A 21,201-nucleotide genomic window follows, 5' to 3' on the forward strand; every position below is an offset into this window, starting at 1 on the left:
CGGGCCACCGTCTGTCGAAGGGGGTCAGCCCCCGATGGCTGCTTTCGCGCTGTCGAGGCCTGTCTGCCAGGCATCCTCGGGCGCGACGTTGCCCGCCTGCATGTCCACGAGCGCGTTCAGCAGCGCACCGCCGATAGCACTGGTGTCGGGACCGTTGTAGAACGACTGGAAGTTCATCACCGAGTCGCTCATGATCTGACCGATCGGAGAGTCGCCGTAGAACGGGTCGGTGTAGCTCTTGACCTCGTCGCTCTCGAGCGCCGCCTCGGCCGCGGGGAAGGTGCCCGTCTCGGCGAAGTGCTCGGTCTGACCCTCGGGCGACAGCATCGTCTCGATGTACTGCCAGGCCGCCTCTTTGTTCTCAGCACGGGCGGGGATGGCGATGACGCTGCCGCCCCAGTTGCCGCCGACGCCGGGGATCGAGGCGATGCGCCACTTGCCCTCGGTGTCGGGGGCGTCGTTCTTGAGGCCCGAGAGGATCCAGGACGGCGCCGTGGTGACGGCGAACGCGCCGTTGGCCTTGCCGGGCGCCCAGCCCGAGGACCATGCCGGGATGTCGGCGCTGATACCGGCCTCGTAGGCGCGCACCGCGACGTCGAAGGCTTCCTCGACCTCGGGGTTGGTGTCGTAGACGAGCTCCCCTTCAGGCGTGTAGTACTTCTCGCTCACCTGGTTCACCGTGGAGAAGAAGACCGAGGTCTCGACGTTGTCGACGAACGGCTCGCCGGTGGCCTCGGTGTACCGCTCGCCCATGGCGATGAAGTCATCCCACGTCGACCACATCTCCGCCACCTCCGCCGGGTCGGTGGGCAGGCCCGCCTGCTCGAAAAGGTCCGCGCGGTAGGCGAAGGCCAGGCCGCCGACGTCGGTCGGGATGCCGATGATCGATCCGTCCTCGGCGGTGGCTCCCTCGATGGCCCAGTCGAGGTATCCGTCGCCGATGTCGTCCCCGCCGAGCGTGCGCAGGTCGACGAAGTTGCCGGGGTTCTCGACGAACTTCGGCAGGTCGTCGTTCTGGATCATGACCAGGTCGGGCACCCGACCGCCTGCCAGGGCGGCCGTCAGCGCGGTCGCCGTCTCGGTGGTGCTGCCGACCTCCGAGAGCTTGACCTTCGCGTCGGGGTTCTTCTCGAGGTACCGGTCGACCGAGTCCTTCTGACCGATTCCGGTGAATGACCAGAACTCGAACTCGGCGTTCGGGTCTCCGGCCTCGGAGCCGGAGCCGGAGCCTCCTGAGCATCCTGAGATCAGCAGCGCGAGTGCGCCGACGGCGGCGATGGGCAGGGCCAGTTTGCGACGATTCACAACTGCTCCTCTTCCTTGGGGGACATGTGAGTGCGGGAGATGACGGAATCTCACCGTGCGAGAGATCGTTCTCTCGTCCGCGAGCCACAGTAGCGATGCAACGTTGAAAAGCGCAAGCCTGCTCACGGAAAGCGCTTCTCAGAGACGCTCGGTGCCGTTCCACGGCGCGGCTGTCAGAACGCAGCACGTCCCGAGCACGCGTACGTGCAATGATCGACGTGATCGTGAGATCGATCTACGGCGAATGTGCATTTCTTCGGAGGGGAAGCCATGGCCCGACCCACCATCGTCGACGTCGCCCAGGCGGCGGGCGTCTCACGCGCCACCGCCGCTCGCGTGCTCGCCGGGGCGACGAACGTCGACCCGGCGATGACGGAGGCCGTAGCGCGCGAGGCTCGGCGACTGGGCTACGAGACCAACTTCGCCGCACGGGTGCTGCGCGGCGGAAGGGCCGGCTCGATCGGCCTGGTCATCGCCTTCGACGAGCTCGGCAGTCTCAGTGGCACGTTCTTCACGGCCGTGCTCAAGGGGGCGGCGAAGGGCCTGTCGGCCGGCGAGGTGCAGCCGGTTCTGCTTCCCGCCGATCATGAGGACCTCGATCGGATCCCGCGGTTCCTGCGCTCGGGAGCACTCGACGGCGTGATCGTCATCCTGCAGCACGAGATCACCCATCTCGTCGAGAGCCTCGCCCAGTCGCCGATCCCGGTCGCCTGGGTGGGCAGACCGCACGCCGACATCGGCCCCGACCCGATCGTGATCGACTCCGACAACTACGGGGGCGGCGTCCTCGCCGCGCGTGCGCTCGTCGAGCGCGGGCGGCGTTCGATCGGCATCATCACCGGTCCGCTCGATCTCGAGCAGGCTCGCGAGCGGACGCGCGGATGGACGGACGAACTCGCCCGTCACGGCATCCAGCCCGGCCCGATCGTCCACGGCGACTTCACGCTCGACAGCGGCACCGCGGCGATGGCGCGTCTGCTTCAGCGCGACCCCGATCTCGACGGGGTCTTCGCGTCGTCCGACCTGATGGCCGCCGGTGCGATGCGCGTCCTGCAGGCGGCGGGTCGTCGCGTGCCGACGGACGTGTCGGTCGTCGGCTTCGACGACGTGCTCATCGCGAGCACGTCCGACCCCCCGCTCACGACGGTCCGGCAGCCCTTGGAAGAGATGGGCCGCGCGGCGGCCGACACGCTCCTCGCCACCATCCGGGGACTGCCTGCCGAGAAGGAGCAGCTGCTGCCCACGTCGCTCGTCCGTCGCGAGTCGCTCTGAGATGCCCGTCCCGCCGCACAAGGTGCTCATCAGCACGGATGCCGCGAACGAGGTCGACGACCAGTTCGCCGTCGTGCATGCTCTGCTCTCGCCCGTCCTCGACGTGCGGGGGATCCTGCCGGCTCACTTCGGACGAGAGGGCAGCTGCGCCGAGTCCCGCGCCGAGGTGGACCTCCTGCACTCGCTGCTCGGAGCCGCCGGGCACCGTGTCGTCGCCGACGGCGCGGACGCGGCGCTCCCGGATGAGCGGACGCCGCGCCCGTCGGCGGCCTCGGCCCTGATCCGGCACGAGGCGCGATCCGACGACCGGCGCCTGCGCATCGCGGTGCTGGGGCCGCTCACCGATGTCGCGTCTGCGCTGCTCGAGGATCCGGCACTCGTAGACGCTGACCCCCTGATCGTGTGGATCGGCGGCCCGCCGTACGAGGGCGTCGTCGGGTACTCACCCGAGTTCAACCTGTCGAACGACGTCGCCGCGGCGAACGTGGTGATGGCCTCCGGCGTCGAGGTATGGCAGCTTCCGATGCCCGTCTACACGATGATCGGGGTCGGGCACGCGGAGCTCGTCGAACGCCTCGGCGGTACGGGGGCGCTCGCGGACTACTTGGTCGAGCGTGTCATCGCCTTCAACGCGCAGGTCGACTACGGTCCCATGGACTTCCGCTCGCTCGGCGACAGCCCGGCCATAGGCGCGCTAATCAATCCGCTCGGCGCTCGGTGGAGCCTCCGCCCGCCGCCGCGGTTCAGCGCCGACGGCGAGGTGATCGGCACCATCGACGCCTCACGTCGCATCCGCGTGTGCGAGGCCGTCGACACCCGCTGGCTCATCGAGGACATGTTCGCCAAGCTGCGGGCCTTCGGCCGTCGCGAGACACCCGATTGATCGTTCCGCCAGCCCCCTTCTCGCGCCTGGATCGATGATGCGGGCGGGATGACGGGGAGCGGCCGAGGGACGAGGTCGATTCGCGTCACCGCCGAACGCGGTAGCCGAGGTACACAGCCCCGTTGCCGAAGCGGCGCTCGTCGATCAGCTCGAGGTCGAGTCGCAGCCCCTCGTCGAGGAATCGGATGCCGCCGCCGACCACGGCCGGCGACACCACGACGTGCACCTCGTCGAGGATGCCGGCGCGCGCGGCCGCCGAGGCGAGCCGCCCGCCGCCGATCGCGACGGGTGCGGGCGAGGCATCCGCCATCCGTCGCACCTCGGCCACGTCGAAGTCCGGCCGCAGCGCGGTGCGGCTCGTCGTGACCGCGTCGAGCGTGCGTGAGTACACGATCTTGTCGCTCCCGCGCCACTCGAGCGCGAACGCGCGCTCCGGCGGCGACAGCTCGTCGAGGTCGAGCTCGTCCCACACCTTCATCACGTCGTAGACCCTGCGGCCGTACAGGTGCGTGCGGGCGGGCGCGACGAGGTCGTTGACGAACGAGTGCACTTCCTCATCGGGCACGGCCCAGTCCCAGCGGCCGTCCGGACCGGCGATGTAGCCGTCGAGCGAGGCGGAGTTGAAATACACGAGCGAGCCCACGAGTCGGCACGCTACTCGCCGCCGATCGGCGGCGTCACCCCCCGGGGAGAGGTCGTCGCTCTTGTCAGGACTATTGAACATACGCACAAAGCCCGGCTAGGTTGTCGGAAGGCGCTTGCCGAAGACAGGACGACGAGGTCGCATCTCCTCCCCGTGACGACCTCGCCGGGGTCCTCTTCGGCGTGCAACGGCGCGTCACGGGAGTCTGTCGAACGAAGGAGTTGACGTGGTGAGAACCACCCCCCATCCGCCTCGATCCCCGCGGCGCGCCGTCGCCACCACCGTCGGGTGCGTCGTGCTGACGTCGCTGGTGCTGCCGCCCGCCGCGGCACATGCCGGGGCTGCCGCTCCGCCCGCCCATTCCAGCGCGCCACGGGCTGCCGGCTCCGGAGACCCGGCCGCGTTCACCCCGGCGACCGCGATCGAACCGCGGCCAGGCGTCTACGGCACGTTCACCGACACCTATCGTCAGAACGTCTCCGCGAACGACACCCCGCAGGCCAATCCCGCCATCGGGGTGTTGACGCCCATGCTCGACTACTTCAACCCGGGCTCCTCATGGAACGACGGGACGGTGCTGAACGCGCAGCTCCACGCCGAGAACATCGGCATCGTCGAGGACATCACCCGGAACCGCACCGACGCCGAGTCCGACCAGGCGTGGATCGATGACCGCCGCCACCAGAGCTACTCGCTGATCGCGGGCCTCGGTGAGGACGCTGAGGAGTTCGCGTCGCTGACCGGCGCCGGCACGACGATCACGGACGTGCCGGCCGATGCGCTCACCGTCCGCTACAGCGACGAGGGCAACGCCAACGGCGTCTGGGCCGACGCCGACTCGCCCCTCGGCTCCGCCGTGCGCCTCGTGAACACGCTGCGCGGCCCGTACGCGTCGGGCAACCACGCGAAGTTCCACTACCAGTACATGCGGCCCTTCCGCTGGAGCTCCGACGTGGAGGTCGTGCCCGAGCTCGTCGTGCGCCTCGTGCCCGAGGCCGACGCCGCCTCCGACGGCGGGTTCCCGAGCGGCCACACCAATGCCGCCTTCATCGCGGGTCTCGCGCTCGCCTCTTCGGCGCCGGAGCACTACGACGAGTTGCTCATGACGGCTGCCGACCTCGGACGCACGCGGGTCGTCTCGGGCATGCATTCGCCGCTGGACGTGATCGGCGGCCGCATCCTCGCGACAGGCCTCGCCGGCGCGACGCTGGCCGACCCGGAGAACTCCGCGCTCATCGCCCAGGCGCGGACCGACACCCGCGAGCTGCTCGATCTGACGCCGCAGCTCGACGCCGACCGCGAGGCGTACCAGGCGGAGCTCGCGCGCTATCACGACCTGACGACCTTCGGGCTCACCCCGGTCGGCGCCTCGGGCGAGCCCGTGCACGTGCCGGCGGGTGCGGAATCGCTGCTTCGCTCCCGGTTCCCGTATCTGAGTGACGATCAGCTGCGCTGGGTGCTGTACTCGACCGCCGTCGACTCGTCGCTGCCGCTCGTGGGCGACGCCGAAGGATGGGGGCGCATCGACCTCTACTCGGCCGTCCACGGCTTCGGCACGCTCGACCGCGATGTGAGCGTGACGATGGATGCCGCGGCCGGCAGCACCGCCGCCGCCGATGTGTGGCTCAACGACATCGACGGCGCGGGCGGGCTGACGAAGCACGGCACCGGCAGCCTCACCCTGGCCGGAGAGAACTCGTTCGCGGGCGGCGTGCTCGTGGCGGGCGGCGACGTGGTCGCGACGCTCGCCGAGTCGCTCGGCGCGGGCGCGGTCGAGGTGCGCGCCGGCGCGCTGGTCGACACCGCCGCAGAGACGGTCCAGGTGGCGGACGCGTACGTCCAGGGACGCGACGCGACCCTGCGGCTCACCCAGGAGACCGCGTCCGCACCGGCGCTCGCCGTCGAGGGGACGGCGCGCTACGCGGGCACGCTCGAGGTCGACGTGGCGGGCCTCGGCGCGTCGGCGGACGGCGTGCGCGTCATCGAGCACGACCGGTCCAACGGACGGTTCGCGTCGGTGGCCGTGACCGGGGGCGCCGAGGGCATCCAGTACACCGTGGACTACCGCAAGGACGGGGTGTACGTGGTGGCCGTCGCACCGCGCGGACAGGCTGACGCTACTCCGGGCGCCGCGCCGGCAGCCGCCGGTGAGCCCGGTCTGCCGCGCGCAGTGCGGTTGATCGCGTAGCTCCGCGCCTCACCGCGGCAGCTCCCACAGGAGCCGGCCCCGCCCCCGTTCGCGCCGGAGGCGGGGCCGCTCCGGTTCGGCCGGCCCGTCGGCGTGGGGGAGGTGCTCGACCGGGCGCCGGATCAGGGCTCGAGCGTGACGTCGACCTGGATCTCGGCCGCGAGACGCTCGAGCTCGGCCGTCAGAGCGTCCAGGTCGACGGATGCCGGAACCCGGGCGACGACCGACGCCTCGAAGAGCCGGCCGCCGTACATCGCCGCGTCGGTCGTCGTGGTGGTGAGACGGTCGATCGAGACGTCGTGGCGGTGAAGGACCGCGGAGATGTCGCGCACGATCCCGGGATGGTCGTTGCCGATGACCTTCAGGTGCAGCAGTCGCGCCGCCCCCGCCGGCGGCTCGGCCGATCCGGGGTGCACCGTGACCTCGAGCAGGCCGTCGAGGACGGCGAGCGCCTCGCGCAGCTCGGTGGCGCGCTCGGGCGCGACGGAGACCTCGATGATGCCCGCGAATGCGCCCGCCAGCTCGGCGAGCTGGCTGTTCTCCCAGTTGCCGCCGTGGTCGTCCACGACGTCGGCGACCGCGGCCACGAGTCCGACGCGGTCGTCGCCGACCACGGTGAGCACGAGCGTCGTCATGCGTTCACTGTAGCCAGCCGGGGTCGCCGGGTGCAGAGGAGTTGCGGGGCGCACTCCGGGACCGCCGCGCCTCAGGCGGGGCGGAGCTCGTCGGTCACGGGGAACGGCAGGCGGAAGCGCTCCGGGTCCGCGCCGACAGCCGACGCCGCCCCGTACTCGTCGGCGACCACGGTGACGCCGCGGGAGCTCGCCTCGGCGATCCGTACCGGACGCTCGGTGCCGTCGGGCAGGCGCAGCGTCCACCGGTCCGCGAGGTAGCCGATGCCGAGCTCCTCGAGGAGCTCCTCGGCAACGAGCCAGTCCAGTGGCCCTTCGGCACCCGCCGGTGTGCGCTCGCGCCCGAGCAGGTCGAAGACGCGGAAGCCCTCGCCGTGCGGCAGCATCCATCCCAGCAGCTCGCCGTCGGCGCGACGATGTTCGATCCAGTCGGCAGGCAGCACGACATCCGAGCGTAGCGAGCGCATCCGCCCGGCGTCACGCCGGTTCCCCACAACCCGCGGTTCCATCGGGCGGCGGTCGCGGCATCCCGATACGATCGGCGTCGAGAGTCGTGCGTGGGGACGCGCGGCGCGGACTCCTGGGGGAGTCGCATGGCCACATTCGGTACCGGTCCCGCCCGTCCGTCGGCGCGGGTTCGTCGTCGGCGCCTGTTCGCAGGCGTCGCCGGCGCCGTCGTCGTGCTCGCCGCCGTCGGCGGCACGATCGCGGCCGTGAGCTTCGCGCGCGCCGGCGCAGAGGCTCGCGCGACCCAGGCAGCGGCACCGCCGACGGCGCCGAGCCCCGAGGCGACGCCGGAGCCGACCCCGCTGACGCCCGAGCACGAGCTGCTCGCCACCACCTCCGACCCCGCGGCGTGCGTCGTCAGCTTCACAGGGGAGGGCGTCGCCGACGCCCCGATGCTGCAGACGCAGGGGGCGCTCTACGCCGACCTGCCGATCCCCGCGCGCGAGGGCCTCGTCTTCGCCGGGTGGTATGCAAACCCCGAGGATGCGGCGGCGCTCGCCATCCCCGGCCGCATCAACGGCTCGGAGACCGTGGTGTGCACAGATCGGCGCGCGACGCTGCACGGCGCGTGGATGAGCCCGGAGCAGAACGCGGCAGCGGATTCCCGCATCCCGATCCTGATGTACCACCAGTTCACCGCGAAGCCCGAGGGCGAGAGCGGGTGGCTGCGCGGCAACTACGCCTACATCGCCGATTTCGACGCCCACATGAACCACATCGCGACGACCGGGTTCTACCTGCCGACGTGGGACGAGCTCTCGGCGTTCATCGACGGGCGCCTGTTCCTGCCGCCGCACTCGGTGATCGTGACCGACGACGACTGCGACATGACGTGGCTGCAGATGGCTGTTCCGATCGTGGTCGAGAAAAAGGTGCTGACCACCGCCTTCTGCATCACCATCGACGGGACGGGTCCCTCGCCCTCCCCCTACGTGCAGCAGCGATCGCACACGCACGACATGCACCGTGCGGGCGACGACGGCGACGGCCGCATCGTGAACCTCTCGGTGCCGGAGATCGTCGCCGACATGGAGACCTCGGCGGCGGTGCTGGGCGTGAAGCAGGTGATGGCCTACCCCTTCGGCCACTACGACGACACCGCGAAAGAGGGGCTGCGCCAGGCCGGCTTCGAGATGGCGCGGACCATCGAGCCGGGCTTCGTCACGATCGGCACCGACAAGCTCGCCCTTCCGACGGTGCGCATCAACTACGACATGGGCCTGGACGCCCTCGTCGGCCTCATCGGGTAGCGGGCGACCGGCGCCTCCGGCCGGGCCGCCGCTAGAGCTCGCCGGGCGCCGTGGCCTGCGCGTCCAGCTCGTCGACGAAGCGCCGCGCAGGGCTGGGCGCGACTCCGGGCCTGCGGGGCGCGTAGACGACCAGAGAGTGGAACACGAACCGCACGAAGAACGCCACCACGAGCGTGATGGCCGTGGCCACCACGGCGGAGAAATGCCACGACTCGACCATCAGCGCGATGATCGGGATGCGGATGAGCGCCTCGGCGTTGTTGAAGGTGAACGACTTCGCGAAGCGCACCCAGCCGCCCGACGCCTGGTCGCGCATGTCATGGAAGACGAAGCGCTCGAGCAGCAGGAAGTTGCCGATGATCGTCACCTCGGCGGCGACGATCGCCGCGATGATGTAGTCGACCCCGAGTCCGGTGAGCGCCCACACGATCGCCACGTTGGCGACAGCCCCCAGCCCGCCGATGACGGCGAAGAGCGACATCTTGCCGAAGCGCAGCGCGGTGAGCTGGGTGAGGAAGTGCACGCCCTGCCGGATGGACGCCTTGGACTCGCCGGCATGGCGGTCGGCGAAGTCGAACGGCACCTCCGCGATGCGCATCGGACGCCGCGCGAGGATCTCGAGCAGGATCTTGAAGCCGCGCGGTCGCAGCAGCGCCTGATCGACGCTTCGCCGGTCGATCAGGAAGAAGCCGGTCATGGGATCGCTGACCTCGCGCAGGCGGACGGGGAACATCGCGCGCGTGAGGGCGGTCGAGGCCTTGGAGACCAGTACGCGCGTGCGGTCGGCGAGGCCGTGGGCGGTGCCGCCCCCTGCGTACCGCGACGCGATGACGACATCGACGTCGCCGTGCGAGAAGCGCTCCCACATCTCGGGGATCTTCTCGGGCGGATGCTGCAGATCGCCGTCTATGACGAGGCACGCGTCGGCCGCCGCCTCGGCGAGCCCCTGGATCACGGCACCGCCGAGACCGCCGGTGGGCCTGTCGCGATGGATGAGCCTGACCGGCACGGGAGCGGATGCCGCCACCGTGCGGATCACGTCGGGCGTGGCATCCGTGCTGTCGTCCACGAAGAGGATCTCGGCTTCGACGCCGCCGGGCACCTCGCCGATCGCGGCCGCGATGCGACGCACGAGCTCCGTGACGTTCGGAGCCTCGTTGTACGTCGGGACGATGATCGACAGCTGCATTGCCGCATATCCTCCCATGCGCCGGTGATCGCGCGTCACCTCTCCCCCGGACGGATGCCGCAACCGCGGCTGGGCCGGCCCCGCATGCGGCGCCCACCCAGGATTCCCGGGGGAGAATGGAACGATGACCTCCCCCACGACCATCACCATGTTCGGCGCGGACTGGTGCCGCGACTGCGTCCGCACGAAGAAGCAGCTCGACGAGCTGGGCGTCTCGTACACGTACGTCGACCTCGTCGCCGACCCGTCCGCCGCCGACGTCGCGCGTGACATCTCCGGCCGCACCAACATCCCCGTCGTGGTCTACCCCGACGCCTCGCACCACGTCGAGCCGTCCAACTCCGACGTCGAGGCGAAGCTCCGCGAGCTGTCCCTCATCTGACACGGATCGACGCACGGGCCTGACGGCGCGACGCCGCTCCTCATTAGGCTGAGGCCGTGAGCGTCGAACGCAACACCCGGGCGATCGAGGGGTCGGTGGTCACCGACTTCCAGGACCGCATGAGCTACGGCGGGTACCTCGAACTCGCCACGCTGCTGTCGGCGCAACGTCCCCTCAGCGACCCCGAGCACCACGATGAGCTGCTGTTCATCGTGCAGCACCAGACCACCGAGCTGTGGCTGAAGCTCGTGCTGCACGAGCTCGGCGCCGCCTGCCGGCTGCTGCGCGAGGATCAGCTCGCCCCCGCGCTCAAGTGCATCGCCCGGGTGAAGCACATCCAGAAGACCCTCACCGAGCAGTGGTCGGTGCTTGCGACGCTCACACCCGCCGAGTACGGCCAGTTCCGGGGCGTGCTGGGCAACGCGAGCGGCTTCCAGTCGGCGCAGTACCGCGCGGTGGAGTTCACCCTCGGCAACAAGAACGCCGGCATGCTGCGGGTCTTCGAGTCCGACCCCGGCGCCCACGCGCTCGTGAAGGCGGCGCTGGAGGCGCCGAGCCTCTACGACGAGTTCCTGCGGCTCCTGGCCCGCTCGGGCTACCCCGTCCCCGCCGCGCTCCTCGACCGCGACGTGACCACCGCCTGGACCTACTCGCCCGAGCTCGTGCCGGTCTTCGTCGACATCTACCGCGACCCCCGCGCGCACTGGGCGGCGTACGAGACGTGCGAGGAGCTGGTCGACCTCGAGGACAACTTCCAGCTCTGGCGGTTCCGCCACCTCAAGACCGTCGAGCGGATCATCGGCCTGAAGACCGGGACCGGCGGCTCCAGCGGTGTGCCGTTCCTGCAGCGCGCGCTCGACCTCACGTTCTTCCCCGAGCTGTACGCGGTGCGGACGGAGCTGTGATGAACCACGATCCTCATGCGCTCCGCGCCCTCCTGGGCGACGACGCCGGACTCTGCCACCGGGCGATCACCGGAGAGCACGGCGTCTCACTGCCCCCGTTCACCGATCACCACGTGCACCTGCACCTCGTCGACGAGAGCCGCCTCGCGTCGGGCGGGATCGCGGGCGTCGTGGACCTCGGCGGCGATCCGGTGGCCCTCGCCCGCCGCGAGAACCACAGCATTCCCCGCGTGGCATACGCCGGTGCGTTCCTGACCGCCCCCGGCGGCTACCCCGTCGGCCGGTCCTGGGCGCCGGCCGAGATCGCCCGCGAGATCAGCGATCCCTCCACCCACCCCGGCGTTCCCGGGAGCGCCGCCACCGCGGTCGACGAGCAGGCCTCGTTCGGGGCATCCGTCATCAAGGCGTCGCTCAACAGCGCTGCCGGGCCCGTGCTCGATCCGGCGACGCTGTCCGCCGTCGTCGAGGTGGCCCGCGACCGCGGGCTGCCCGTGATCGCCCACGCCGAGGGCGAGGGGATGCCACGGCTCGCGTTCGAGGCCGGAGTGAGCGGCTTCGCCCATACGCCGTTCAGCGAGTACGTCGGGCGCGCCTTCATCGCCCACGCCGCCGCGGCCGGTCACGTGTGGATCTCGACACTGGCCATCCACCGGGACGACGCCGAGGCGGCGGAGTTCGCGCGGGTGAATCTGGCGGGCTTCGCCGCGGCCGGCGGACGCGTGCTCTACGGCACGGACCTCGGCAACGGGGAGCAGCCGGTGGGGGTGAACGCCGAGGAGGTCTCGGCGCTGGACCGGGCCGGTGTGCGCGGAGCGGCGCTGATCCGCGCGATGTCCGACCCGTGGCCGTTCGCCGAGCCGCCGTCGGGCGTCCGCACGTTCGTCCCGGGTCCGCCGCCCGGCCAGCTCGACGAGGTCGCCGAGTGGCTGCGCGGCGCGACCGTCGTCCCCACCGAGGAGCTCGTCCATGACGACCACTGATCCCGTCGCGCCGTCGGACCCGGCCTCTTCCGGGTTCGGGGCGCACGACGGACGTTCGGGGCGCGTGCCGCACGCCCCGACCGTGCGGGACGCGCCCCGAACCCCCGGTCGTGCCGGGACCGGCGCGGTGGCGGACCTCGAAACGGATGCCGCGGCCCTCGACGCGGCCGATCCCCTGCGGACGCACCGCGAAGGGTTCGTCGGAGCCGAGTCGTCGCTGGTCTACTTCGACGGCAATTCGCTCGGCCGGCCGCTGCGGGCGACCGTCGACCGGCTCGCGGCGTTCACGCGCGACGAATGGGGCGGCCGGCTCATCCGAGGGTGGGACGAGTCCTGGATGCACCTCCCCTTCGAGATCGGCGACGCCGTCGGGCGCGCCGCGATCGGCGCGGCCCCGGGGCAGACCGTCATCGGCGACTCGACCACCGTGATGCTGTACAAGCTCCTGCGCGCGGCGTTCGACGCCGCGGTGGCGGCCGACCCCGGCAGAGTCGAGATCGTCGTCGACCGCGACAACTTCCCCACCGACCGGTACCTCGTCGAGGGCATCGCCGCCGAGCGCGGCGGCCGGGTGCGCTGGATCGAGGTCGACCTCGCGTCGGGCGTGACGGCCGAGGCCCTGCGGGCGGCGGTCGGGCCCGAGACGGCGGTCGTGCTTCTCTCGCACGTCGCGTACCGCTCGGGATATCTGGCGGATGCCCCGGCTCTCACCCGCATCGCCCACGACGCCGGCGCGCTCATCGTGTGGGACCTGTGCCACTCGGCCGGCTCCGTCCCCGTCGAGGCGGACGCCTGGGGATTCGACGTCGCGGTCGGCTGCACGTACAAGTACCTCAACGGCGGTCCCGGCTCGCCGGCGTTCGCCTACGTGGCGACGCGGCTGCAGGATCGCCTCGCCCAGCCGATCCACGGTTGGATGGGCACCGCCGACGTGTTCGCCATGGGACCGCAGTACCGGCCGGCCGCGGGCATGCGGCGATTCCTGTCGGGCACGCCGCCCATCGTCGGCATGCTGGCGATGCAGGACACCCTGGCCCTCATCGAGAAGGTGGGGATCGAGGCCGTCCGGTCGAAGTCGGTCGCGCTGACCGAGTTCGCCGTGCGCGCCGCCGACGAGGTGCTCTCTCCGCTCGGCGTCGAGATCGCGTCTCCTCGCGACCCGAACCTCCGCGGCGGGCACGTGACGCTGTCCCACCCGCGGATGCGCGCGGTGACCGCCCGGCTGTGGACCGAGGACGTCATCCCCGACTACCGCGACCCCGGCGGCCTGCGCGTCGGCCTGTCGCCGCTGTCGACCTCATTCGCCGAGACGCTCGCGGGTCTGCGAGCCGTCGAGGCCGCCGTCCGGGCCGAGGCCTGACCCGGCGCGCGGGGCCCGCCGCCGTCTCCCGCCACGCGGAGGCAGCGGCGAGACCGCGTGCCAGGCAGGGTGAGACTGCGTCCTGTCGCTGGGTCGACGTGACGTAGGATGCCCGAGACGGACGCCCCCGCGCACCGTCACCCGCTGCGTCGAAGGAGAGCACATGGCCGGCAGCGCCCCCGCCGAGGCGGAGACGACGGGTGACGCCCCGGGTGCGACGCCGGCGGCGCTCCCCGCCGCCGAGCGCGCCGCCCTCGACGAGGCGATCGCCCGTCTGGAGGACGGCTCGCGCGTGTGGGCCGCGCTCACCCTCGACCAGCGGGCACGACTGCTCGGCCGCGTGCGCGACGCCGTCGGAGCGGCCGCCGAGGACTGGGCCGACATCGCCACGACCTCGAAGGGCCTGGAGCCGGGGCATCCGCTGTCCGCGGAGGAATGGCTCGGCGGTCCGTACGCGATCATCAGCCTCCTCGACGCCCTGCGCGAGACGCTGCAGACACTGTCGACGGGCGGGAACCCGCTCGACGGCGTGAGGCTCGACACGGCTCCGGGCGGGCGCCTCCGCGCGCACACCTTCCCGCTCAACGGCACCGAGCGTCTCCTCCTGTCCGGCTTCACCGGCGAGGTGTGGTTCCAACCGGGGGTGACGGCCGCCGACGCCCGGCGCGAGGCGGGGCTCGCCCAGCTGACGCCCACCGAGCCTGCGGGCGTCGGGCTCGTCCTCGGCGCCGGGAACGTGGCCTCGATCCCGGCCGCCGACGTGCTGTACGAGCTCGTCGCCGCCAACCGCGTCGCGCTGCTGAAGCTCAATCCCACCCAGGACACCCTCCTGCCGGTCTTCGAGCAGGCCCTCGCGCCGCTCATCGAGCCCGGCTTCCTGCGCATCGTGCGCGGCGGCGCCGCGACCGGCGCCTACCTGACGTCGCACCCGGGCATCGCGCACGTGCACATCACCGGATCCGCCGGCACGTTCGACGCGATCGTGTGGGGCGATCCGGCACGCCCGGCGAGCGACTCGGACGCCGGTGCCGGGACGACGGCGGCGGCGCAGAAGGGCGAACCGTCGCTCACCGTGCCGATCACGGCGGAGCTCGGCGGGGTGTCGCCCATCATCGTGGTGCCCGGACGCTGGTCGGCCGCCGACCTGAGATACCAGGCCCAGCACGTCGCGACGATGCGCCTGGTCAACGCCGGCCACAACTGCATCGCCGGGCAGGTGGTGATCCTGAGCGCGGACTGGCCCCAGCGAGAGGAGTTCCTGCGCGAGCTCCACGCCGCCTACACCGCCGCCCCCGTGCGCCCGGTGTGGTATCCCCGCAGCGACGAGCGGCTCGCGGCCGCGGCATCCGACTATCCCGACGCGGTGTGGAGCGCGGACGGCACCCGCGCCCTCGTCGAGGTCGGGCCGCACGCCGATGCCACCGCGATCGAGACCGTCGAGTACTTCGCGCCCGTCCTCGGGGTCGTGGAGGTGAGAGGAACCGGGCAGGAGTTCCTCGACGCCGCGGTCGCCCACGCCAACGAGAAGCTGACCGGGACCCTCGGCGCCAACGTGCTCATCGACCCCGCGACCGAGGAGGCCCTCGGGGACGGCTTCGAGCGCGCCATCGCCGACCTCCGCTACGGCGACATCGCGATCAACACATGGACGGCGTTCAACTTCCTCACCGCGCGTCTCACGTGGGGCGGGTTCCCGGGCGCCACGCTCGCCGACGTCTCGAGCGGAATCGGGATCGTGCACAACGCGCTGCTGCTGGACCGGGTGGAGCGCTCGATCGGCCGCGGTCCGTTCCGTCCCTTCCCCCGATCGATGGGCGACACCCTGCGGCGGGTGCGCCTGGCCAGGCGCACGGTGCTGCCCACGCCGCCGTGGTTCGTGAGCTCGCGCACCGGCGCCGAGGTCAGCGCCGGCCTCACGCGCTACCTGATCGACGGCCGGGTCCCCGGGCTCGTGAGGACGCTCGCGAAGGCCATGCGGGCGTGACCGGGGCGGTGGCCACCCCGCGCCGGCGGGCAGCCCGGCGGTGGGACGTCGGCGCCTTCGGCCGCGACGGGCTGGAAGCGGACTACGTCGTCGTCGGCGCCGGTTCCGCCGGTGCCGCGCTGGCCGCACGGCTGAGCGAGGATCCGTCGGCCTCGGTGCTGCTGCTCGAGGCCGGTGGGCCCGACAGGGCGATCGAGCTGCACGTGCCGGCGGCGTTCTCGCGACTGTTCCGCGGCCCGTACGACTGGAGCTACGACACCGTGCCGCAGCCCGGGCTCGACGGCCGCACCGTCTACTGGCCGCGCGGCAAGACGCTCGGCGGCTCGTCGTCGCTCAACGCGCTCATGTGGATCCGTGGGTTCGCGGCGGACTACGACGAATGGGCGGATGCCGCCGGCCCGACCTGGTCGTGGGACGCGCTGGTCCCCTACTTCCGGCGCGTCGAGCGCACGACCGACCCGGCCGATCCGTCGCAGGGCACCGACGGCGCACAGCCCGTCGAGCCCCAGCGCGACCCGCGACCCCACACGGCGGCGTTTCTGGCGGCGGCCGCCGAGGCGGGGCATCAGCTCACTCCTCCCAACCTGCCCGCCGGTCAGGGCTTCTCGCAGACGATGGTGACCCAGCGCCGCGGTGCACGCGCGTCGACCGCCGACGCGTACCTGCGGCCGGCCGCCGCGCGCCGCAACCTGCGGGTGCTGACCGGTGCGCTGGTGCGCCGCGTCACGTTCGGCGCCCGTGGTGCCGGCGACGAGCGGCGCGCGAGCGGCGTGTACCTCGACATCGGCGGCGTGACGCGTCACGTGCGGGCGCGGCGCGAGGTCGTGCTGTGCGCCGGCGCGATCAACACGCCGCAGCTGCTGATGCTGAGCGGGATCGGGCCGGCCGATCACCTCGCCGAGCACGGGATCGGCGTCGTCGTCGACGCGCCGGGCGTCGGCGCGAATCTGCAGGACCACCTCGTGGCCGGCCTCGCCCCCGCCGTCGACGCCGGCACGTTGCACGACGCCGATCGCGTCGCCGAGCTGGTGAAGTACGTCACGCGGCGGCGAGGGATGCTGACCTCCAACGTCGCCGAAGCGTACGGGTTCGTGCGGACGGAGGTCGCCGAGCGGTCCGGCACCCCCGAGGGGCTGCCCGACATCGAGCTCATCTTCGCGGCGGTGCCCTACATCGGCGAGGGGCTCGTGCCCTCACCCGGCCACGGCATCACCGTCGGCGCGATCCTGCTGCGTCCGCGCAGCCGCGGGACGATCCGCCTCGCGTCGGGCGATCCCGCCGACAAGCCGCTCATCGACCCCGCGTACCTGTCGGATCCGGATGGCATCGACGAGGCCACGATGCTCGCGGGCCTGGCGGAGTGCGAGCGGCTCCTCGACACCGACGCGCTGCGCGCCGTCACGACGGGCGGCTGGGTGCAGCCCGAGGGCGGCGAGCGCATGACCGCCGCCGAGCGCGCCGAGCTGTCGCTCCGCCGCTACTCCCATACGCTCTACCACCCGGTCGGGACGGCGCGGATGGGGACGGATGCCGCCTCCGTCGTCGACCCCGCGCTCCGCGTCCGCGGGGTCACGGGCCTGCGTGTGGCCGACGCATCCGTCATGCCCACCGTCATCCGCGGCCACACCAACGCCCCCGCGATCGTCATCGGCGAGGTCGCCGCCGACCTGCTGCGCGGCCGCCGCTGACCCGTCCCCCGCCCTGCGACCCGCGCCGCGGCCCTGCCACCCTGCGGCCCCCGCGCCCGTTCGTTTCGCCGGAAACACCGCATCCGTGGCGAGACACCACGCTGCGTCGCGGTGTCTCGTCGCGGATGTGGTGTTCACCCTGGGATGCCGAGGGCGCGACGACCCCGCCGACGGAAGCGCGGGGAAGCGCGGGGGACGACAGAACCCCCCGCCCCATCAGGGGCGAGGGGTTCTGGCTGCGGGTCAGCGGCCGCCGCGGCGGTTGGTGCCGTTGGGGCGGACGACCGAGCCGACCATGAGCTTGCCGGTGCCGGCCGAGGAGGCGCGGCGGCCGGGCGTGCGCGGGTTGCCGGCGGGCTGAGCCGACCGGGTGTGACCGGCGCTCTGGTCGTGGCGCTGGTGCGCGGCCTTGTCGCGTGCCGCGGCGGCATCGCGGCGCGGCGCGCCGGTGCGCTGACCGGCGGCGACAGGAGCACCCTGACCGGAGCCCCGGCGACGACGACCGCCGCCCGAACCCGAGCCACCCGAACCCGAGCCGCCCGAGCGGGTGCCGGCATCCGTGTCGCGTGCGTCACGAGCCGCGCGCTTGCGCTGCGCGTTCGCACCCTGGCTGGTGCCGCGCGGGGTCTCGGCGACCGGAACGGGCTTGACGTACGGTGCGACCTGGCCGACGAGCTCGACGACCTCGGGCGAGGAGGCCGTCACGGCGACGGGCTCGACCGAGATCGCGGCCTTGCGCAGCAGCTGCGACACGTCGCGCCGCTGCTCGGGGAGCACGAGGGTGACGACGGCGCCCTCGGCACCGGCGCGGGCGGTGCGGCCGGAGCGGTGCAGGTACGCCTTGTGCTCGGTCGGCGGGTCGACGTGGATGACGAGCTCGACGTCGTCGACGTGCACGCCGCGGGCGGCGACGTCCGTCGCGACGAGCACCTTGACGCTGCCCGCCGAGAACGCCGCGAGGTTGCGGTCGCGGGCGGCCTGCGACAGGTTGCCGTGCAGGTCGACGGCGGGGATGCCCTCGCCGGTCAGCTGCTTCGCGAGCTTCTTGGCCTGGTGCTTGGTGCGCATGAACAGGATGCGCCGGCCGGTGCCGGAGGCGAGCGCCTTGACGACGTCCTTCTTGGCGTCGGCGTCGGCCAGCGTGAAGACGTGGTGCGTCATCGCGGCGACGGGCGAGTGCGCCTCGTCGACGGAGTGCAGCACCTCGTTCTGCAGGAAGCGGTTCACGAGCTTGTCGACCCCGTTGTCGAGGGTCGCGCTGAACAGCAGCCGCTGGCCGCCGGCCGGCGTGGCGTTCAGGATGCGCGTGACGCCCGGCAGGAAGCCGAGGTCGGCCATGTGGTCCGCCTCGTCGATGACGGTCATCTCGACCGCGTCGAGGCGCACGAAGCCCTGCTTCATGAGGTCCTCGAGGCGACCAGGGCACGCCACGACGATGTCGACACCGGCGTTGAGGGCGTTCACCTGGCGGTTCTGGTTCACGCCGCCGAAGATCGTGGTGGTCGTGAGGCCGTACGCCTTGGCGAGCGGGGCGAGGACCGCGTCGATCTGGGTCGCGAGCTCGCGCGTCGGCGCGAGCACGAGGCCGAGCGGGCGGCCCTTGCGGCGGTTGCCGCCGGCGAGCTTGCCGCCCAGGCGCGCGGCCATGGGGATCGAGAAGGCCAGGGTCTTGCCCGAGCCGGTCTTGCCGCGGCCGAGCACGTCGCGGCCAGAGAGGGTGTCGGGGAGCGTGTCGACCTGGATCGGGAACGCGGTGGTCTTGCCGTCGGCGGCCAGCGCGTCGACGAGGGGCTGCGGCACGCCGAGCGCGCCGAAGGAGGTTTCAGTCATGGATGGTTACATCTCCGGGCACAGTGGTGCCCTGTCGGTGGCCGGGGGCGGATCTCGCCCACGGGTCGCCGTACGAATGTCATCACCGGCATCGCGCGGGGCGCGGCGGCGGAAAGGAAGCGTTCTACGACGCGAGAAGCGCATCGGAGCGCTGCAAGGCTACCCACCCTACCAGTGCGCACCTGAGCGTTGCCCGCCGCCCGGAGGCAGGGCTATGCGGCGCCGGACTCGCGCGCGGGTTCCGTCGTGTCGATGTCGGCGGCGACGGATGCCTCGCCCGCGGCCTCGTCCTCGACCGCGGCGTCGTCATGCTCGTCGCGCGGATCATCGACCTCGACGGCGCCGTGCCCGTCGTGCGCGTCGGCCGCGAACCGATCGGTGGCGGCGCGCAGGGCGGCGGCGATGCCGGGCTCGGACGCCGCGTGCGCGGCATCCGGAACCATCGTGAACTCGGCCTCGGGCCACGCGCGGTGAAGGTCCCACGCCGTCATCGCGGGCGTGCACAGGTCGTACCGACCCTGCACGATCACGGCGGGGATGTGCCGGACGCGCTCGACGCCCGCGATGAGCTGGCCCTCGTCGAACCAGCCGCCGTGGAGGAAGTAGTGGTTCTCGATGCGTGCGAACGCGACGGCCGCGCGCGGCTCGGTCATCGACTCGATCAGTGCGGGATCGGGAAGAAGGGTGAGGTTCGCGGCCTCCCAGCGCGACCAGGCGATCGCGGCGGGCACGTGCACCTCGGGGTCCGGGTCGGTGAGGCGGCGGTGATAGGCCTGCATCATCTGCGACCGCTCGAGGATCGGGATGGGGGCGACGAAGTCCTCCCACAGATCCGGGACGATCGACGCGGCGCCACCCTCGTAGAACCACTCCAGCTCGTGGCGGCGCAGCGTGAAGATGCCGCGCAGCACGATCTCGCTGACCGCGCGCGGGTGCGCCTGGGTGTAGGCGAGAGCCAGCGCGCTGCCCCACGAGCCGCCGAAGACCTGCCACTTGGCGATGCCGAGGTTGCGGCGCAGCAGCTCGATGTCGGCCACGAGGTGCCACGTCGTGTTGTGCCGCAGGTCGGCGTGCGGGTCGCTCGCATGCGGGGTCGACCGGCCGCAGCCGCGCTGGTCGATGAGGATGATGCGGTAGCGCTCCGGGTCGAAGAAGCGACGGTGCCACGCGGATGCCCCGGCCCCCGGGCCGCCGTGCAGGAACACCACGGGCTTGCCGTCGGGGTTGCCGCACTGCTCGTAGTAGATGCGGTTCCCCTCGCCGGCGATCAGGGTGCCGGTGTCGTAGGGCTCGATGGCGGGGTAGAGGATCTCGTCGAGGTGCTCGTTCACAGACTTCCCCCGGCGACGCCGAAGGTGTCGCAGGCGGACGGACCGCTCTGGTAGCCCGTCTCGAACCACCGCTGCCGCTGCTCGCTGGACCCGTGGGTCCAGCTCTCGGGGTTCACCATGCCGCCGGTTTCCTGCTGGATGTGGTCGTCGCCCACCGTCCCCGCGGCGTTGATCGCGTCGGCGATCTGCTGCTGCGTCGGCGCCTTCAGATACGGCACCCCGTTGTCGTCCTCCAGCTCGGTCATGTCGCCGACCCAGGCCCCGGCGAAGCAGTCCGCCTGCAGCTCGGTGCGCACGCCGTTGCTGTCGGGACCCGTGCCGTTGTTCGGATGCTGCTCCATGACGCCGGTGATGTACTGGACGTGATGCCCGTACTCGTGCGCGAGCACGTACAGCTGGGCGAGGTCGCCCGCGGAGGCGTCGAACTGCTGGCGCAGCAGGCCGAAGAAGGTCGGGTCGATGTAGACGGTCTCCTCGGGCGGGCAGTAGAACGGTCCGGTCTGGTTGGAGGCCGTGCCGCACTGCGTGCCGGTCTGCCCGTCGACGATGACGAGCTGGGGCGCCCGGTAGCCCTGCACCTGCGTCTCCCAGTACTCGTCGAGCACGACGCTGCCCGCTGCGAGACGGCAGGCGTCGTCACGGTTGGCGTCGGCTCCGGTCTCGCACTGCTGGATCTCGGACTCCGCGCCCGATCCGGTCTGCGGTGCGGGCACGAGGCCCGACAGGTCCTGACCGGTGAACAGCTGGAACAGCAGCACCGCGATCGCGCCGATACCGGCGATGCCGCCGCCGGCGACCGCCGCCCCGGCTCCCCGACGCCTCGCCCGGTTCCCCCCGACGTTGGCGTTCTCATTGAACGTCATGGCAGTCAC

18 protein-coding genes are annotated in these 21,201 nt (G+C 72.0%); 10 read left to right on the plus strand and 8 right to left on the minus strand.

Annotated elements, in window-relative coordinates:
* Window positions 1-24: 24 nt before the first annotated feature.
* Complete coding sequence (locus V6R91_RS01485; RefSeq protein WP_336393822.1) at window positions 25-1,305, minus strand: ABC transporter substrate-binding protein; 1,281 nt, start codon at window positions 1,303-1,305, stop codon at window positions 25-27.
* 270 nt (window positions 1,306-1,575) lie between these two features.
* On the opposite strand from V6R91_RS01485, the gene V6R91_RS01490 reads away from it, so the two are divergent.
* Together V6R91_RS01490 and V6R91_RS01495 are read left to right on the plus strand one after the other, a co-directional pair.
* A complete protein-coding gene (locus V6R91_RS01490) occupies window positions 1,576-2,577 on the plus strand; it encodes a LacI family DNA-binding transcriptional regulator (RefSeq protein ID WP_336393823.1) in 1,002 nt (333 codons plus the stop codon).
* 1 nt (window position 2,578) lies between these two features.
* Window positions 2,579-3,460, plus strand: a complete 882-nt coding sequence (locus V6R91_RS01495) for a nucleoside hydrolase (RefSeq protein ID WP_336393824.1) — start codon at window positions 2,579-2,581, stop codon at window positions 3,458-3,460.
* An 85-nt stretch (window positions 3,461-3,545) separates the two neighbouring features.
* Here V6R91_RS01495 and V6R91_RS01500 read toward each other — a convergent pair whose 3' ends face one another.
* Window positions 3,546-4,103: a dihydrofolate reductase family protein gene (locus V6R91_RS01500; protein WP_336393825.1), complete on the minus strand. Its 558-nt coding sequence runs from the start codon at window positions 4,101-4,103 to the stop codon at window positions 3,546-3,548.
* Between the two features lie 226 nt (window positions 4,104-4,329).
* On the opposite strand from V6R91_RS01500, the gene V6R91_RS01505 reads away from it, so the two are divergent.
* Window positions 4,330-6,291, plus strand: coding sequence for an acid phosphatase (locus V6R91_RS01505; protein ID WP_336393826.1), 1,962 nt, complete (start codon window positions 4,330-4,332; stop codon window positions 6,289-6,291).
* Window positions 6,292-6,413: 122 nt separating this feature from the next.
* On the opposite strand, the gene V6R91_RS01510 is transcribed toward V6R91_RS01505, so the two are convergent.
* Window positions 6,414-6,926, minus strand: coding sequence for a glycine cleavage system protein R (locus V6R91_RS01510; protein WP_336393827.1), 513 nt, complete (start codon window positions 6,924-6,926; stop codon window positions 6,414-6,416).
* 71 nt (window positions 6,927-6,997) lie between these two features.
* Complete coding sequence (locus tag V6R91_RS01515) at window positions 6,998-7,366, minus strand: hypothetical protein (RefSeq protein ID WP_336393828.1); 369 nt, start codon at window positions 7,364-7,366, stop codon at window positions 6,998-7,000.
* Between the two features lie 150 nt (window positions 7,367-7,516).
* Here V6R91_RS01515 and V6R91_RS01520 point away from each other — a divergent pair, with 150 nt between their 5' ends.
* Entirely contained in the window at window positions 7,517-8,680 is a 1,164-nt protein-coding gene (locus tag V6R91_RS01520; RefSeq protein ID WP_336393829.1) for a xylanase, read from the plus strand.
* A gap of 31 nt (window positions 8,681-8,711) precedes the next feature.
* Here V6R91_RS01520 and V6R91_RS01525 read toward each other — a convergent pair whose 3' ends face one another.
* Window positions 8,712-9,869, minus strand: a complete 1,158-nt coding sequence (locus V6R91_RS01525; protein WP_336393830.1) for a glycosyltransferase family 2 protein — start codon at window positions 9,867-9,869, stop codon at window positions 8,712-8,714.
* 124 nt (window positions 9,870-9,993) lie between these two features.
* Between V6R91_RS01525 and V6R91_RS01530 the strand changes: the two genes are divergently transcribed.
* The 6 genes from V6R91_RS01530 (at window position 9,994) to V6R91_RS01555 (ending at window position 17,168) form a co-directional block, all read left to right on the plus strand.
* Window positions 9,994-10,251 (plus strand): glutaredoxin family protein, encoded by a 258-nt coding sequence (locus tag V6R91_RS01530; protein WP_336393831.1) that lies wholly within the window; start codon window positions 9,994-9,996, stop codon window positions 10,249-10,251.
* Window positions 10,252-10,307: 56 nt separating this feature from the next.
* Window positions 10,308-11,156, plus strand: a complete 849-nt coding sequence (gene kynA / locus V6R91_RS01535) for a tryptophan 2,3-dioxygenase (protein WP_336393832.1) — start codon at window positions 10,308-10,310, stop codon at window positions 11,154-11,156.
* On the plus strand, window positions 11,156-12,136 hold the full coding sequence (locus V6R91_RS01540; protein WP_336393833.1) for a hypothetical protein: 981 nt from the start codon (window positions 11,156-11,158) through the stop codon (window positions 12,134-12,136). The genes kynA and V6R91_RS01540 overlap by 1 nt, the downstream gene beginning before the upstream one ends.
* The gene (locus tag V6R91_RS01545) at window positions 12,123-13,496 is read left to right on the plus strand and encodes a kynureninase (protein WP_336393834.1); all 1,374 of its coding nucleotides are present in this window, start codon (window positions 12,123-12,125) and stop codon (window positions 13,494-13,496) included. The genes V6R91_RS01540 and V6R91_RS01545 overlap by 14 nt, the downstream gene beginning before the upstream one ends.
* 163 nt (window positions 13,497-13,659) lie before the next feature.
* Complete coding sequence (locus tag V6R91_RS01550) at window positions 13,660-15,480, plus strand: aldehyde dehydrogenase family protein (RefSeq protein WP_336393835.1); 1,821 nt, start codon at window positions 13,660-13,662, stop codon at window positions 15,478-15,480.
* Window positions 15,481-15,551: 71 nt separating this feature from the next.
* Complete coding sequence (locus V6R91_RS01555; protein WP_442928101.1) at window positions 15,552-17,168, plus strand: GMC family oxidoreductase; 1,617 nt, start codon at window positions 15,552-15,554, stop codon at window positions 17,166-17,168.
* 243 nt (window positions 17,169-17,411) lie between these two features.
* Here the strand turns inward: V6R91_RS01555 and V6R91_RS01560 are convergent, their stop codons facing one another.
* The 3 genes from V6R91_RS01560 to ypfJ all read right to left on the minus strand — a co-directional run bounded on the left by V6R91_RS01560 (window position 17,412) and on the right by ypfJ (window position 21,192).
* A complete protein-coding gene (locus V6R91_RS01560; RefSeq protein ID WP_336393837.1) occupies window positions 17,412-18,998 on the minus strand; it encodes a DEAD/DEAH box helicase in 1,587 nt (528 codons plus the stop codon).
* Window positions 18,999-19,210: 212 nt separating this feature from the next.
* Complete coding sequence (gene pip, locus V6R91_RS01565; protein ID WP_336393838.1) at window positions 19,211-20,329, minus strand: prolyl aminopeptidase; 1,119 nt, start codon at window positions 20,327-20,329, stop codon at window positions 19,211-19,213.
* Window positions 20,326-21,192, minus strand: coding sequence for a KPN_02809 family neutral zinc metallopeptidase (gene ypfJ / locus V6R91_RS01570; RefSeq protein ID WP_336393839.1), 867 nt, complete (start codon window positions 21,190-21,192; stop codon window positions 20,326-20,328). The genes pip and ypfJ overlap by 4 nt, the downstream gene beginning before the upstream one ends.
* Window positions 21,193-21,201 lie beyond the last annotated feature (9 nt).

The sequence above is a fragment of the Microbacterium sp. CCNWLW41 genome (genome assembly GCF_037083505.1).

Bases quoted from the DNA above. Each gene is read 5' to 3' on its own strand.
- V6R91_RS01525 (WP_336393830.1), bottom strand. From the start codon at position 9,869: ATGCAGCTGTCGATCATCGTCCCGACGTACAACGAGGCTCCGAACGTC.
- V6R91_RS01520 (WP_336393829.1), top strand. From the start codon at position 7,517: ATGGCCACATTCGGTACCGGTCCCGCCCGTCCGTCGGCGCGGGTTCGT.
- V6R91_RS01560 (WP_336393837.1), bottom strand. From the start codon at position 18,998: ATGACTGAAACCTCCTTCGGCGCGCTCGGCGTGCCGCAGCCCCTCGTC.
- V6R91_RS01490 (WP_336393823.1), top strand. From the start codon at position 1,576: ATGGCCCGACCCACCATCGTCGACGTCGCCCAGGCGGCGGGCGTCTCA.
- ypfJ (WP_336393839.1), bottom strand. From the start codon at position 21,192: ATGACGTTCAATGAGAACGCCAACGTCGGGGGGAACCGGGCGAGGCGT.
- V6R91_RS01510 (WP_336393827.1), bottom strand. From the start codon at position 6,926: ATGACGACGCTCGTGCTCACCGTGGTCGGCGACGACCGCGTCGGACTC.
- V6R91_RS01495 (WP_336393824.1), top strand. From the start codon at position 2,579: ATGCCCGTCCCGCCGCACAAGGTGCTCATCAGCACGGATGCCGCGAAC.
- V6R91_RS01530 (WP_336393831.1), top strand. From the start codon at position 9,994: ATGACCTCCCCCACGACCATCACCATGTTCGGCGCGGACTGGTGCCGC.
- V6R91_RS01545 (WP_336393834.1), top strand. From the start codon at position 12,123: ATGACGACCACTGATCCCGTCGCGCCGTCGGACCCGGCCTCTTCCGGG.
- V6R91_RS01550 (WP_336393835.1), top strand. From the start codon at position 13,660: ATGGCCGGCAGCGCCCCCGCCGAGGCGGAGACGACGGGTGACGCCCCG.
- V6R91_RS01540 (WP_336393833.1), top strand. From the start codon at position 11,156: ATGAACCACGATCCTCATGCGCTCCGCGCCCTCCTGGGCGACGACGCC.